Origin of the sequence: Streptomyces sp. NBC_01716 (genome assembly GCF_036248275.1) — a bacterium.
Taxonomy (GTDB): domain Bacteria; phylum Actinomycetota; class Actinomycetes; order Streptomycetales; family Streptomycetaceae; genus Streptomyces.
This window is the reverse complement of sequence record NZ_CP109181.1, coordinates 5,416,053-5,429,221: the sequence shown is the minus strand read 5'-3', so window position 1 is coordinate 5,429,221 and position 13,169 is coordinate 5,416,053. Positions and strand designations below refer to the sequence as shown.

The following is a 13,169-nucleotide window of genomic DNA, read 5'->3' as shown; positions in this document are numbered from 1 at the left end:
ACAACGCAGCGAGCGCGCGTGCCAGGCGTCGTGGGCCAGACGGGACTTCTCAAACACGCCCTAGCGGCGGGCGTCGTCCAGTTCTTCGATCTTCGCCGTGGACGGCTGGCGCCGCTGCTGGTTGGCGCGCGCCAGGAACTCGGTGTCGCGCAGCACACGTGCCGCGTTGCTCCAGGTGAGATCAGTGACGGCGGTGTCGTCCCAGCCGCGTTCGAGCAGTTCGGCGATCAACTGCGGGTAGCACGAGGTGTCTTCGAGGCCGACGGTGTGCGGCGTCCGGGACTCGCGGCCGTACGTCCCCGAGAGACCGACGCACTCCGGGCCCGCCACGTCCCGTACGCGCTCGACGGCGTCGGCGGCCTGGGAGAGTGTCGGAGTCCTGCCGTGGGCGATCTGGTCCGGTGCGAAACTCACCATGCAGACACCGTTGTTGGCGCCGAGCAGCGCCAGGATGTCGTCCGGGACGCTCGCGGCGGAGTGGGAGAACATCGCCGGTGCCTTGGTGACTGCGAACGTGGCGCGCGCCGTCTCGTCGGACGTGCCGGTCAGATCGATGATGACGCCGAGCCGGTTCAGCTCGCGCACGACCTCGTGGCCGAAGCGGCTGAGCCCGCCCTCGGCCCAGCGGGCGCCCGCGAGGGAGAGGGCCCGCACGCCGAGGAAGTGGAACGCCCGCAGCGTGGCGAGCGAGTCGCCCATGGCCGGGCCCGAGACGGGGCCGAGGAGCGAGGCGACGCGTCCGCAGTTGCGGGCGTCGGCCAGGTCCCCGGCGCCGAGCGCGATGCGCAGGCTCTCCGGGTAGGACGAGATCAGATCCCGTACGAGGTCGATCAGCTCCAGCGTGGTGCTGACGGCCCGGCCCTCGCGGACCGCCGCGGCGTCGACCTCCAGGGACCAGAACTGCGCGCCGAGCGCGCCCTCTTTGATCCGCGGCATGTCGGTGTCCAGGAAGCTGTCGCCCTGTTCGAGGTCGTGGCTGTGGCTGGTGCCGCGGCGGCGCAGCAGCGTGGGGGCGAGGCTGTTGTGGCCGTCGACGACGGGGTGCGAGGCCAGCAGCTCGCGGGCACGCTCGGCGGACGAGGCGGACGTGGCGGGTGTGGCCGACGACGCGGGCGTGGCCAGGGAGGCGGCGTCCAAAGGCGTCATCAGCTCGGCGTCCGAGGCCATCACCGATTCCGCGGGCGGGCTGGGGTGCGGCCGCGCGTCGAGATCACCGGCCGCCGGTGTCGCGTCCGTGTCGTAGGGGTCGTCCTTCAGATCTGCCATGACGAGGCTCCGTGGGGTGCGAAGGCAGTACGGCCACCGTGCCACGGGCCGCCGGACGGGTCGCGGCGGACGGGGCGTTCGGGGGTACGGCGCGGGGCGCGGGCCCGACAAGTCCGGCCCGCGCCCCGTACCCCCGGCGTCTCAGTACCCCCGGCGTCTCAGCCGTCCAGTTGCCCGATGGTCGCCGTCGAAGGACCGCGCTCCACGCGCAGCGCACGGGCCACGTCCTCCGCGGCGCGCAGCACCCGTACCGCGTTGTGCCAGGTCAGCTTCGCCAGGTCCTCGGGCGACCAGCGGCGGGCGAGGAGTTCCGCGACGAGGTTCGGGTAGCCGGCGACGTCCTCAAGGCCGTCCGGCGTGAACGCCGTGCCGTCGTAGTCGCCGCCGATACCGATGTGGTCGATGCCCGCGACCTCGCGCATATGGTCCAGATGGTCGGCGACCGTCGCGACGGTGGCCGCCGGGCGCGGGTTGGCCGCCTCGAAAGCCCGGTGGATCCTCATCGCGGACTCGGTGGTGTCGAGCGGGTGGGCACCGTGCTCGCGCATGTTCTCGTCGGCGGCCGTCGTCCAGGCGATGGCCTCGGGAAGGATGAACTTCGGTACGAAGGTGGCCATCGCCACCCCGCCGTTGGCCGGCAGCAGCTCCAGCACGTCGTCCGGGATGTTGCGCGGATGGTCGCAGACCGCCCGCGCGGAGGAGTGCGAGAAGAGCACGGGCGCGGCGCTCGTGGCGAGCGCGTCGCGCATCGTCGTGGCGGCCACGTGCGAGAGGTCGACCAGCATGCCGGTGCGGTTCATCTCGCGTACGACCTCGTGGCCGAAGGGCGAGAGGCCGCCCACGCCGGGCTCGTCGGTCGCCGAGTCGGCCCACGCGAGGTTGTCGTTGTGCGTGAGCGTGAGGTAGCGCACGCCGAGCGCGTACAGGGCGCGCAGCGTGGCGAGGGAGTTGTTGACGGAGTGGCCGCCCTCGGCGCCCATCAGGGACGCGATCCGCCCGGTGCGGCGGGCGTTCTCCATGTCGTCGGCGGTGCGGGCCGCGGCGAGGTCGTCGGGGTAGCGGGCGATCATGCGCCCGACGACGTCGATCTGCTCCAGGGTCGCGCTGACCGCCGTGTCGCCGGCCATGTCGGAGCGTACGTACACCGACCAGAACTGCGCCCCGACCCCGCCCGCCCGCAGCCGCGGGATGTCGGTGTGCAGATGCGCCGACTGGTCGTCGGCGAGGTCGCGGCGGTCGAGGTCGTAGGCGACCTGTTCACGCAGCGCCCACGGCAGGTCGTTGTGCCCGTCGACCAGGGGGAAGTCTTCGAGCAGTTCACGAGCCTGCTCCAGATAGTCATCGGTGCCCATGGGGGCCCTCACTTCCCGAAGCCGAAGCTGTCGTGACCGCTGACCTTCGCTCGCAGGAGTCTGCCCTTGTCCGTGGCCTGTTCGTTCAGGCTCCGCTGGAAGTCCTCCATACGGGCCCGCAGCCCGGGGTCGTGCGAAGCCAGGATCCGCGCGGCCAGCAGACCGGCGTTACGGGCTCCTCCTACGGAGACGGTCGCGACCGGCACGCCCGCGGGCATCTGCACGATCGACAGCAGCGAGTCCATGCCGTCCAGGTACTTCAGCGGTACGGGGACGCCGATGACGGGCAGCGGTGTGACGGAGGCCAGCATGCCCGGCAGATGGGCCGCGCCGCCCGCGCCCGCGATGATCGCCCTGAGCCCGCGTCCGGCGGCCTCCTCGCCGTACGCGATCATCTCGCGCGGCATCCGGTGCGCGGAGACGACGTCGACCTCGTAGGCGATCTCGAACTCGTCGAGCGCCTGCGCGGCGGCCTCCATGACGGGCCAGTCGGAGTCCGACCCCATGACGACGCCGATGAGGGGAGAGCTCATGTGGTGATCGTTCCTCGGAGGTATCCGGCGGCGTGGCGGGCGCGCTCCAGCACGTCGTCCAGGTCGTCACCGTAGGTGTTGACGTGGCCCACCTTGCGGCCGGGCTTCACGTCCTTGCCGTACATGTGGATCTTGAGCTGCGGGTCATGGGCCATGCAGTGCAGATACGCCGCGTACATGTCGGGGTAGTCGCCGCCCAGCACGTTGCACATGACCGTCCACGGCGCGCGCGGGCGCGGGTCGCCGAGGGGCAGGTCGAGCACGGCGCGTACGTGGTTGGCGAACTGCGAGGTGATCGCCCCGTCCTGCGTCCAGTGGCCGGAGTTGTGCGGGCGCATGGCCAGCTCGTTGACGAGGATCCGGCCGTCGGCCGTCTCGAACAGCTCGACGGCGAGATGACCGACGACGCCCAGTTCGGCCGCGATCCGCAGCGCGAGCCGCTGTGCCTCGCCGGACAGCTCGTCGGAGAGGCCGGGCGCGGGCGCGATGACGGTGTCGCACACGCCGTCGACCTGCTGGGACTCCACGACGGGGTACGCGACGGCCTGGCCGTGCGGCGAGCGCACGATGTTGGCGGCGAGCTCCCGGACGAAGTCGACCTTCTCCTCGGCGAGGACGGGGACGCCGGCCCGGAAGGGCTGCTCCGCGTCGTCCTCCGATCGGGCGAACCAGACGCCCTTGCCGTCGTAGCCGCCGCGCACCGTCTTCAGGATGACGGGGAAGCCGCCGACCTCGGCGGCGAAGGCGGCGACATCGGCGGGGTCGGTGACGATGCGATGGCGCGGGCAGGGCGCGCCCAGCTCGGTGAGCCTGGCGCGCATCACACCCTTGTCCTGCGCGTGCACGAGGGCGTCCGGCCCGGGGCGTACGGGGATGCCGTCCGCCTCCAAGGCGCGCAGGTGCTCGATCGGCACATGCTCGTGGTCGAAGGTGAGCACGTCGCAGCCGCGCGCGAAGGCACGCAGGGTCTCCAGATCGGTGTGGTCGCCGATGACCACATCGGCGACCACCTGGGCCGCGGAGTCCTGAGGGGTCTCGCTGAGGAGCTTGAATCTGATGCCGAGGGGGATGCCCGCCTCGTGGGTCATACGGGCGAGCTGACCGCCGCCGACCATGCCGACTACCGGGAATGTCACACTCCCAGGGTATCCGTCGCCCGGTCCGGCACCTTCCGGTGGTTACAGTGGGCCGGTCGGCGACGTAACCGCGACGTCGACGGAGCACGTCGACAGAGCACGTCGACGGACCACATCGACCGAATACGCCGACCGACACATACCGACCGACACACGCCGACCGGACGGGGCTGAGCGACCTGATGACTGCCGCGCCTTCGCAGAGACCAGCCCTGCGGGAGCGGTTGTCGCTGCTCACCCACGAGATCGCCAAGTTCGGCGCGGTCGGCGGGGTGGGTCTGCTGGTCAATCTGGCGGTCTTCAACCTCGTACGGCACACCACCGAACTCCAGGTCGTACGGGCCAGCATCCTGGCCACCGTCGTCGCGATCGCCTGCAACTACGTGGGCTTCCGCTACTTCGCCTACCGGGACCGCGACAAGACCCGGCGGACGAAGGAGCTGACGCTCTTCCTGCTGTTCAGCGCGGTCGGGCTGGTCATCGAGAACGGTGTGCTCTACACGGCGACGTACGGGTTCGGCTGGGACGGGCCGCTCCAGAGCAACGTGTTCAAGTTCCTCGGTATCGGCGTGGCGACGCTGTTCCGCTTCTGGTCGTACCGCACCTGGGTGTTCCGCCGGCTCCGGCCGGAGCCCGCGCCCGTGCCGGGGCTCGTGCCGGACGCGGAGCCCGGCCGGGTCACCTGACACTCACCTGACGGTCCTCTTGGGCTCCTTGCGGATCCGCACCTCGCGGCTGAGGAACAGCGCGAAGACCGGCGGCTGCTGCTGGAGCAGTTCGAGCCGACCGCCGTCCGCCTCCGCCAGATCACGGGCGACCGCGAGCCCGATACCCGTCGAGTTGTGCCCGCTGATCGCGCGCTCGAAGATCCGTGAACCGAGGTCCGCCGGTACGCCGGGGCCCTCGTCCGTGACCTCGATCACGGCCTGGTTGCCGGTGATCCTGCTGCGCAGGGCGACCGTGCCGCCACCGTGCATCAGCGAGTTCTCGATCAGCGCGGCGAGGACCTGCGCGACGGCGCCGGGGGTGCCGACGGCCCGCATGTGCTGGGTGCCGGAGCAGACGATCGCGCGTCCGGCGCTGCGGTAGGCCGGGCGCCACTCCTCGATCTGCTGCTGTACGACGTCGTCGAGGTCGAAGACGATCGCGGAGCCGGTGCGGGCGTCGCGCGAGTTGGTGAGCAGCCGCTCCACCACGTCGGTCAGCCGCTCCACCTGCGTCAGGGCGATCGTCGCCTCGTCCTTGACGGTGTCGGGGTCGTCGGTGGTGGAGATCTCCTCCAGACGCATGGAGAGCGCGGTGAGGGGCGTACGGAGCTGGTGGGAGGCGTCGGCGGCGAGGCGGCGCTCCGCGGTCAGCATCCGCGCGATCCGCTCGGCGCTGGCGTCGAGGACGTCGGCGACCCGGTCCAGCTCGGGCACCCCGTACCGCTTGTGGCGGGGGCGCGGGTCGCCGGAGCCGAGGCGTTCGGCGGTCTCGGCGAGGTCGGTGAGGGGCGACGCGAGCTTGTTGGCCTGGCGTACGGCGAGCAGGACGGCGGCGATCACGGCGAGCAGTGCCACGGCACCGATGATCATCAGGGTGCGGCCGAGTTCGGCCGTGACGGAGGCGCGGGACTCCTCGACGGTGACGGTCTCGCCCTGCTCGCCCTCGGCCTTGCCCCTGATGGCGCCGTCGTCGGGGCGTGCGCCGATCTCGACGGCCGGGCGGCCGGGGATCTCGACCTTGGCGTACCGTCCGCCGTCGACCTGCTCCCGCAGGATCGCCTCGGTGACGCGCTCGCCGCCGAGCAGCCGACTGTCGACGATGCTGACCAGCCGTACGGCCTCCAGGTCCACCCTCTCCTGGGCGCTGTTGCTGATGGTGCGGGTCTCGACGATGACGAGCGAGACGCCGAAGACGGCGATCACGACGAGCACCACGGCGAGCGTGGAGTTGATCAGACGACGGCGCACTGTGCCCTACTTCTGTTCGGCCCTTGCCGGATCGGGCCGGGTCGCCCGCCTCAGCTCTTCTCGAAACGGAAACCGACACCCCGTACCGTCGCGATGTACCGCGGGTTCGCCGCGTCGTCGCCCAGCTTCTTGCGCAGCCACGAGATGTGCATGTCCAGGGTCTTCGTGGAGGACCACCAGGTGGTGTCCCAGACCTCGCGCATCAGCTGGTCGCGCGTGACGACCCGGCCCGCGTCCCTGACGAGGACCCGCAGCAGGTCGAACTCCTTGGCGGTGAGCTGGAGTTCCTCCTCACCCATCCAGGCCCGGTGCGACTCGACGTCGATGCGGACGCCGTGCGTGGTGGGCGATGCGGCCGGTTCGCTCGCGCCGCGCCGGAGCAGGGCCCGGACCCGGGCGAGCAGTTCGGCCAGCCGGAAGGGCTTGGTCACGTAGTCGTCGGCGCCGGCGTCGAGGCCGACCACCGTGTCCACCTCGTCGGCGCGGGCGGTCAGCACCAGCAGGGGCACGGAGTGGCCCTCGGAGCGGAGTCTGCGGGCGACTTCGAGACCGTCCATGCCGGGCAGTCCGAGGTCGAGTACGACCAGGTCCACTCCGCCCTGGAGGCCGGCTTCGAGCGCGGTGGGACCGTCTTCGCGTACCTCCACCTCGTAGCCCTCCCTGCGCAGTGCGCGGGCCAGCGGCTCCGAGATGGACGCGTCGTCCTCGGCGAGCAGTACACGGGTCATGAGGTTGATGGTAGTCCGCGTGGAGGAGCGTCCGGGCAGTGATCGCCGATGCCCGCGGCTCCGGCCGCGCGGCAGGTCGTAGGACCAATCGGGGATCTTTGGCGGCTCAAGGGCCGAAGGTCCCCTTTTCGCGTACCCGACCGGGCGAGGATCCCCCCATGGCGTCCAGCCTCACCAAGGACTCCCCCGAACCGACCGGCGGCCGCCCCACGGCCCCCGGCCCCCAGGGCGTACCCGAGAAGACGTTCTTCGGCCATCCGCGCGGACTGGCCACGCTCTTCATGACGGAGATGTGGGAACGCTTCAGCTTCTACGGCATGAGGGCTCTGCTCACGATCTATCTGATCTCGGGCGGCCCCGAGGCCTCGAAGGGCCTTCAGGGGGGCGGCCTGGGGATGACCCTGGCCACCACGACGGCGATCTACTCCATCTATCTGTCGATGGTCTATCTGCTGGCCATGCCCGGCGGCTGGCTGGGCGACCGGGTCTGGGGGCCGCGCAGGACCGTGACCATCGCGGCCTGCACCATCATGGCCGGCCATCTGACGCTCGCCCTGCCCGGCTCGGGCACCTTCTTCGCCGGTCTGGGGCTGGTGGCGCTCGGCTCGGGTCTGCTGAAGTCCAACATCTCCACGATGGTCGGCCATCTCTACGACGGCACCGACGACCCGCGCCGCGACGGCGGCTTCACCATCTTCTACATGGGCATCAACATTGGTGCCTTCTTCGCGCCGCTGGTCATCGGCACCGTCGGTGAGAAGTACAGCTGGCACCTCGGCTTCGCGCTCGCGGCGCTCGGCATGGGCATCGGCCTGCTCGTGTTCCTGCTCGGTACGAAGCACCTGGCGCCGCGGAGCAGCCACGTACCGACGCCGTTGTCCGCCGAGGAACGGGCGAGCTGGCTGAGGAAGGGGCTGACCTGGCTGCTGATCGGCTCGGTCTTCTACGGACTCGCCGTCTTCACCGGCCACTTCACCATCAACTGGGCGATGGTGCCGCTGACACTGGCGGGCATCGTCATCCCGGCCGGGGTGCTGGTCCGGATGAAGCGCGACCAGGATCTCTCGCCGGCCGAACAGGCGAAGCTGTCCGGCTACATCTGGTTCTTCGTCGCGGCGGCCGTCTTCTGGATGATCTACGACCAGGGCGGGTCGACGATCCAGGCCTTCGGTACGACGAAGGCCGCCGGCCATGTCTTCGGCATCGGCTTCCCGACGTCCTGGTACCAGTCGCTGAACCCCGTCTTCATCATGGCGCTGGCGCCCGTGATCGCCTGGCTCTGGCTCTGGCTGAACCGGCGGGGCCAGGAGCCGAGCACGGTCGTGAAGTTCGCCGCGGGTCTGGCCTTCGTCGGCGTCTCGTTCTTCTTCTTCCTGATCCCGCTGATGCTGGCGGCCGACGGCACCCTGGTCAGCCCGGTGTGGCTGGTGGGCATCTATCTGATCCAGACGGTGGGCGAGCTGTGCGTCTCACCGGTCGGTCTGTCGGTGACGACGAAGATGGCGCCGGCGAAGTACGCCGGTCAGATGATGGGCGTGTGGTTTCTCGCGGTCACCGCGGGCGACTCGGTGACGGGGATGCTCTCGATCGCCGGGGTCGATCTGAGCCGTACGGGGGTGGTGGCCGTGGAGGCGGCGCTGGCCACGCTCGCGGGCTTCGCGGTCTTCATGTACCGCAGGACGGTGCGTGGGCTGATGGGGGACGTGCGCTGAGCGTCTCCCGCCGGTCTCGCCGCTAGGGCGTGTTTGAGAAGTCCCGTCTGGCCCACGACGCCTGGCACGCGCGCTCGCCGCGTTGTCGGAGTCATCCAAGTACGTCCGGTCCATCTACGGGGATGATCCTCCGCCTTGCGATCGCACGCACCAGACGCCGTGGGCCCCGCCCGATGGGCGGACGACGCTACTTCTCAAACACGCCCTAGGACGGGGCCGCGAGGATCGCCCAGACCGTCTTGCCGGGGGCTCCCGGCGTACGGGACACCCCCCAGTCCAGACAGAGCCGCTGCACGATGAACATGCCGTGGCCGCCCGGCCGTCCGGCGCGGTGCGGGGTACGGGGCGCGGGCTGGCCGGTGCCGCGGTCCGTGACCTCCAGGCGCAGCACCTTGGTGTCGGAGGAGACCCGGAGCTGTTCGGGGCCCTCGGCGTGCAGGCACGCGTTGGTGACCAGCTCGGAGACGACGAGCAGGACGTCCTCCGCGGCGGCGCGCCGGTCCGCGGTCTCGGCCGGCAGCCAGCCCCAGTCGTAAAGGGCCTGGCGGGTGAAGTCGCGGGCCATCGGGACGATGCCGCTGGCGCTGCCCAACGCCAGGGTGCGTACCCGGCTTTCGGGCCCGGCGGAGTGGGTACCCGCGCCGTCCGGCTCGGAGCCGAAATCGCCCGGCGGAAACTGCCGGGTGGTGCTCATCAGCGCTTCACCTCACCGATTCACCGGTTCGCCAATTGGTCGTTCTCATCTAGACATCGGTACAGAGACTGCCTGGCCTGTCCCGACCGGCCCGGGGTCTCTTCTGCCCGGCGTAATCGTGACAACACCCACAAGACCTACGCGGGTGACGTGACACGTGCAACATCTGGTTCACACAAGGCCCTCGTGCGGGCCCCAGGTCAGTCGGCAAGAGCCGCTTCCAGCGAATCGTGCACGGTGAAGACCGCGTCGGCGCCGGTGATTTCGAAGACCCTGGCGACCACCGGCAGCATCGCGGCCAGATGAACCGCGCCGCCGGCCGCTTCGGCCCTGAGACGCGCCCCGAGCAGAACGTTCAGTCCGGTCGAGTCACAGAATTCGAGCTGCGAGCAGTCGATCACGAGCCGGTCCCGGCCCTGGTCGAGCGCTTCGTCCAGAGGTGTGCGCAACAGCTCGGCGGTGTGGTGATCCAACTCACCCGCGGCTGTCACGACCTCGCTTCGCCCCTCGGTCCGAACTTCGACCCGGAGCCGGCCCCGGTTCGTGCTGCCGACCGTCTGGCGGTCCATGCCCGTCCGTCCCTCTTCTGCCGTGAAGTGCGCCGTCGTCAGATATTTCAGAAGTTGCCGCATGTCGCGCGGTGATCGCATTGATCGCTGTGATCGTGCCTTGTCGTCGCGTCACATGCCGCTGACTTTCGTCGAAACATTACGCCTTTCGAACAGCCTTCGGTACCCAATCTCCCCCACAAGATGGACATATGTGCGAAATGACACTTGCACCTGTCCGCGCCGAACCGATAGGGCTAGTAAGGACACAAGAACCAGACCGACACGACCGGCTATGGAGGCGCCGCAAACCGCAGCAGCGCGTATTGGCATCGGCAGCCATATGCCGAGAACGTATGGAGGAGACCATGTCACCCCGGCTCGACGAACCGCGTACCCACGAGGCGCCGTCGACAACCCCGTCCGAACCTGACGAGACCGGCGCCACACTCGCGTCCGGTTTCCCGGGCCTCGATGACATGCCAGAGATCCCGCCCTTCGAAGAGGTCGGCGCGCTGGACGCACGCGCGCTGTCCAAGACGCTCTTCGAGCGCCTTGAGGGCCTGGAGGAAGGCACCCACGAGCACGCGTACGTGCGCAACACCCTGGTCGAGCTGAATCTCGCCCTGGTCAAGTTCGCCGCCTCCCGGTTCCGCTCCCGCAGCGAGCCCATGGAGGACATCATCCAGGTCGGCACGATCGGCCTGATCAAGGCGATCGACCGCTTCGAGCTCAGCAGGGGCGTCGAGTTCCCCACCTTCGCGATGCCGACGATCGTCGGCGAGATCAAGCGCTTCTTCCGCGACACGTCGTGGTCGGTGCGGGTGCCGCGCAGGCTTCAGGAGCTCCGCCTCGAACTGGCCAAGGCGGGCGACGAGTTGTCCCAGCAGCTGGACCGCGCGCCGACCGTCGGCGAACTCGCCGACCGGCTCGGCATCACCAACGACGAGGTCGTCGAGGGGATGGCGGCGAGCAACGCGTACACGGCGAGCTCGCTGGACGCGCAGCCGGAGGAGGACGACACCGAGGGCGCGCTGTCGGACCGCATCGGCTACGAGGACCACGGGATCGAAGGCATCGAGTACGTCGAGTCGTTGAAGCCGCTGATAGCGGGGCTTCCGTCACGCGACCGGACGATCCTCTCACTGCGGTTCGTGGCCAACATGACGCAGTCGGAGATCGGCGAGGAGCTGGGCATCTCCCAGATGCACGTGTCCCGCCTGCTCTCACGCACGCTGGTGAGACTCCGAAAGGGCCTGACGCTCGACGAGTGACGGCACCGATCCCACCACGGCCCGGCGGCAGCTCCGACTCCCGCCGGGCCGTTTGCGCGTGGGGGCGGCGGCCCGAAACGGGCCGGTGGGTAGCGCCCGTACCGGTGAACGCGGCTCAGCCGACGCGGTGCAGTGCCCTCTCGCGGCGTTCCGTGACGCTTGAACCCGACTCGCGGCGTGCCATGCGGCGCAGGAGCGGCGGGGCGAGTGCGAGGCCGAGTACGGACCAGAGGCCGAGTACGCCGGCCGTCTCCCACGGGCGCCAGGAGCCGGCGATCTCGACCGACGCCGCGGAGTCCGGGAGGAGGGCGGAGCGCATGCCCAGGCCGAGCCAGTAGATCGGGGTCGTCTGGGCGAGCCACTGCACCCACTCCGGCATCGAGGTGAGCGGGTAGAAGATGCCGGAGATCGCGATCGTGCCCAACACCGGTAGCTGGATGAGCCCTTGGGCGCGGGCGCTGGAGAACGCCGAGCCCAGGATCGCCCCAACGGGGAGCGTCGCCGCCATGCCCAGGAGCAGTATCCAGCTCACGGTCGCCCAGGATCCGGCGCCGCCGGCCGCAAGGCCGTCGATGAGGAGCAGGCCGGGGATCAGCAGGATCGCGAGATCGGCGAGGAGGCCGCCGCCGACCGTGACGACCTTGCCGATCAGATAGGCGGGCATGCCGTCGGGGGTGGCCTTGGCTCGCAGGAGGGTGCCGTCCTGGCGTTCGGCGGTGAGCCGTTGGCTCATCGAGACCATGCCCATCGCGACGTTCATGCCGAGGATGCTGGGCAGGGCCAGGGTGCCGAGCATGAGTCCCCCGGAGCCGAAGGCCGTGTCCCGCAGGACGTACATCACCGTCAGCATCAGAGTGGGCCAGAGCAGATGGGAGAGGAGTTCGGCGCCGTTGGTGAAGGACTGCCGCAGTTCGATCAGGCCGCGGGACCAGCCCGTGCGCAGTGTGCGGGCCGTGGGGTTCACGAGGCTCGCCGGGCTCACCGGGCCGCCTCTTCCTCGCGTACGAGCGTCATGTAGGTGTCCTCCAACGAGGCCCGGCGGACCTCCAGTTCGCCTATCGCCGTGCCGTGGCGTGCGAACAGTTCGCGTACGAAGGCGGTCGAGTCCGTGGTCGTGTGCGTGCGGTGGTGTCCGTCGTACGTCCAGCGCACCTCGTCCTCGCCGGTCACCTGGCGCGCGAGTTCGTCCGCCGTGCCGTCGGCGATGATCCGGCCACCGGCCAGGATCACGATGCGGTCGGCGAGCTTCCCGGCCTCGTCCAGGTCGTGCGTGGTGAGCAGGACCGTCGTCGCGTGGTCGCGGGCCAGGCGGTGGACGAGGTCGTGGAAATCGTGGCGCGCCCGGGGGTCGAAACCGGCGGTCGGCTCGTCGAGGAAGAGCAGTTCGGGGCGGCCGACGATGCCGATCGCCACGTCCAGCCTGCGCCGCTGCCCGCCGGACAGGGTTTTGATCTTCTTGCCCGCGTGCGCCGTCAGCCCGACCGCCTCGACCAACTCGTCGGTGTCCCAGGGGCGTCGCACATGCTCGGTGGCGTACGGGGCGTAGTACCGGCCGAGATGGGCGAGCAGTTCGCATACCCGCCAGTTGCCGTGGTCGCGCCAGGACTGGAGGACCACGCCCAGCCTGGCCCGCCAGCGTTCGTCGCCGTGCGCCGGGTCCGAGCCGAGTACGTCGACGTGGCCCGCCGATCGCGTCCGGAAGCCCTCCAGGATCTCGATCGTGGTGGTCTTGCCCGCCCCGTTCGGTCCCAGCAGGGCCAGTACCTCGCCGTGGTGGGCCCGGAAGCGCACATCGCGCAGGACGTCGTCCGCGCCGTACCGCATCCGCAGTCCATCGACGTCGAGCACGACCCTCTCGTCGGCCGTCATACCGGCCCCCCTCACCGTTGTCCTTTCAAGAAATGCGAAAGCTACGTTGCGTTTCATGGATCGTCAACATTGATTGCAATGGTGGCAGAGGTGAATGCAACC

At 69.8% G+C, this 13,169-nt stretch carries 13 protein-coding genes; 3 read left to right on the top strand and 10 right to left on the bottom strand.

What is annotated here, in order from left to right:
* Positions 1 to 60 precede the first annotated feature (60 nt).
* The 4 genes from OIE74_RS23985 to OIE74_RS23970 form a co-directional block, all read right to left on the bottom strand.
* Entirely contained in the window at positions 61 to 1,266 is a 1,206-nt protein-coding gene (locus OIE74_RS23985; protein ID WP_329386943.1) for a membrane dipeptidase, read from the bottom strand.
* Between the two features lie 158 nt (positions 1,267 to 1,424).
* Positions 1,425 to 2,618, bottom strand: coding sequence for a dipeptidase (locus OIE74_RS23980; protein WP_329386941.1), 1,194 nt, complete (start codon positions 2,616 to 2,618; stop codon positions 1,425 to 1,427).
* Between the two features lie 8 nt (positions 2,619 to 2,626).
* Positions 2,627 to 3,151: a 5-(carboxyamino)imidazole ribonucleotide mutase gene (purE, locus tag OIE74_RS23975; protein ID WP_329386939.1), complete on the bottom strand. Its 525-nt coding sequence runs from the start codon at positions 3,149 to 3,151 to the stop codon at positions 2,627 to 2,629.
* Positions 3,148 to 4,287, bottom strand: coding sequence for a 5-(carboxyamino)imidazole ribonucleotide synthase (locus OIE74_RS23970; RefSeq protein ID WP_329386937.1), 1,140 nt, complete (start codon positions 4,285 to 4,287; stop codon positions 3,148 to 3,150). Before OIE74_RS23970 ends, purE begins: the two co-directional genes overlap by 4 nt.
* Before the next feature lie 182 nt (positions 4,288 to 4,469).
* Between OIE74_RS23970 and OIE74_RS23965 the strand changes: the two genes are divergently transcribed.
* Positions 4,470 to 4,973 (top strand): GtrA family protein, encoded by a 504-nt coding sequence (locus tag OIE74_RS23965; RefSeq protein ID WP_329386935.1) that lies wholly within the window; start codon positions 4,470 to 4,472, stop codon positions 4,971 to 4,973.
* Positions 4,974 to 4,976: 3 nt separating this feature from the next.
* On the opposite strand, the gene OIE74_RS23960 is transcribed toward OIE74_RS23965, so the two are convergent.
* Both OIE74_RS23960 and OIE74_RS23955 read right to left on the bottom strand, forming a co-directional pair.
* Positions 4,977 to 6,242: an ATP-binding protein gene (locus tag OIE74_RS23960; RefSeq protein ID WP_329386933.1), complete on the bottom strand. Its 1,266-nt coding sequence runs from the start codon at positions 6,240 to 6,242 to the stop codon at positions 4,977 to 4,979.
* A gap of 50 nt (positions 6,243 to 6,292) precedes the next feature.
* Positions 6,293 to 6,970 carry a response regulator transcription factor gene (locus OIE74_RS23955; RefSeq protein WP_189109494.1) on the bottom strand — a complete coding sequence of 226 codons (678 nt, stop codon included), beginning with the start codon at positions 6,968 to 6,970 and terminating at the stop codon, positions 6,293 to 6,295.
* A 158-nt stretch (positions 6,971 to 7,128) separates the two neighbouring features.
* On the opposite strand from OIE74_RS23955, the gene OIE74_RS23950 reads away from it, so the two are divergent.
* Positions 7,129 to 8,682: a peptide MFS transporter gene (locus OIE74_RS23950; RefSeq protein ID WP_329386930.1), complete on the top strand. Its 1,554-nt coding sequence runs from the start codon at positions 7,129 to 7,131 to the stop codon at positions 8,680 to 8,682.
* Between the two features lie 205 nt (positions 8,683 to 8,887).
* On the opposite strand, the gene OIE74_RS23945 is transcribed toward OIE74_RS23950, so the two are convergent.
* Positions 8,888 to 9,376, bottom strand: coding sequence for an ATP-binding protein (locus OIE74_RS23945; protein WP_329386928.1), 489 nt, complete (start codon positions 9,374 to 9,376; stop codon positions 8,888 to 8,890).
* A 200-nt stretch (positions 9,377 to 9,576) separates the two neighbouring features.
* On the bottom strand, positions 9,577 to 9,945 hold the full coding sequence (locus tag OIE74_RS23940) for an STAS domain-containing protein (RefSeq protein ID WP_329392419.1): 369 nt from the start codon (positions 9,943 to 9,945) through the stop codon (positions 9,577 to 9,579).
* 347 nt (positions 9,946 to 10,292) lie between these two features.
* Here OIE74_RS23940 and OIE74_RS23935 point away from each other — a divergent pair, with 347 nt between their 5' ends.
* Positions 10,293 to 11,198, top strand: coding sequence for an RNA polymerase sigma factor SigF (locus OIE74_RS23935; protein WP_329386926.1), 906 nt, complete (start codon positions 10,293 to 10,295; stop codon positions 11,196 to 11,198).
* Between the two features lie 115 nt (positions 11,199 to 11,313).
* On the opposite strand, the gene OIE74_RS23930 is transcribed toward OIE74_RS23935, so the two are convergent.
* Positions 11,314 to 12,180: an ABC transporter permease gene (locus OIE74_RS23930; RefSeq protein WP_329386925.1), complete on the bottom strand. Its 867-nt coding sequence runs from the start codon at positions 12,178 to 12,180 to the stop codon at positions 11,314 to 11,316.
* On the bottom strand, positions 12,177 to 13,067 hold the full coding sequence (locus OIE74_RS23925; RefSeq protein ID WP_329386923.1) for an ABC transporter ATP-binding protein: 891 nt from the start codon (positions 13,065 to 13,067) through the stop codon (positions 12,177 to 12,179). The genes OIE74_RS23930 and OIE74_RS23925 overlap by 4 nt, the downstream gene beginning before the upstream one ends.
* Positions 13,068 to 13,169 lie beyond the last annotated feature (102 nt).

What these genes read in the sequence shown, in the direction of transcription:
- OIE74_RS23940 (WP_329392419.1), bottom strand. Translation starts at nt 9,945, where the DNA reads ATGGACCGCCAGACGGTCGGCAGCACGAACCGGGGCCGGCTCCGGGTC.
- OIE74_RS23925 (WP_329386923.1), bottom strand. Translation starts at nt 13,067, where the DNA reads ATGACGGCCGACGAGAGGGTCGTGCTCGACGTCGATGGACTGCGGATG.
- OIE74_RS23945 (WP_329386928.1), bottom strand. Translation starts at nt 9,376, where the DNA reads ATGAGCACCACCCGGCAGTTTCCGCCGGGCGATTTCGGCTCCGAGCCG.
- purE (WP_329386939.1), bottom strand. Translation starts at nt 3,151, where the DNA reads ATGAGCTCTCCCCTCATCGGCGTCGTCATGGGGTCGGACTCCGACTGG.
- OIE74_RS23935 (WP_329386926.1), top strand. Translation starts at nt 10,293, where the DNA reads ATGTCACCCCGGCTCGACGAACCGCGTACCCACGAGGCGCCGTCGACA.
- OIE74_RS23950 (WP_329386930.1), top strand. Translation starts at nt 7,129, where the DNA reads ATGGCGTCCAGCCTCACCAAGGACTCCCCCGAACCGACCGGCGGCCGC.
- OIE74_RS23955 (WP_189109494.1), bottom strand. Translation starts at nt 6,970, where the DNA reads ATGACCCGTGTACTGCTCGCCGAGGACGACGCGTCCATCTCGGAGCCG.
- OIE74_RS23965 (WP_329386935.1), top strand. Translation starts at nt 4,470, where the DNA reads ATGACTGCCGCGCCTTCGCAGAGACCAGCCCTGCGGGAGCGGTTGTCG.
- OIE74_RS23985 (WP_329386943.1), bottom strand. Translation starts at nt 1,266, where the DNA reads ATGGCAGATCTGAAGGACGACCCCTACGACACGGACGCGACACCGGCG.
- OIE74_RS23980 (WP_329386941.1), bottom strand. Translation starts at nt 2,618, where the DNA reads ATGGGCACCGATGACTATCTGGAGCAGGCTCGTGAACTGCTCGAAGAC.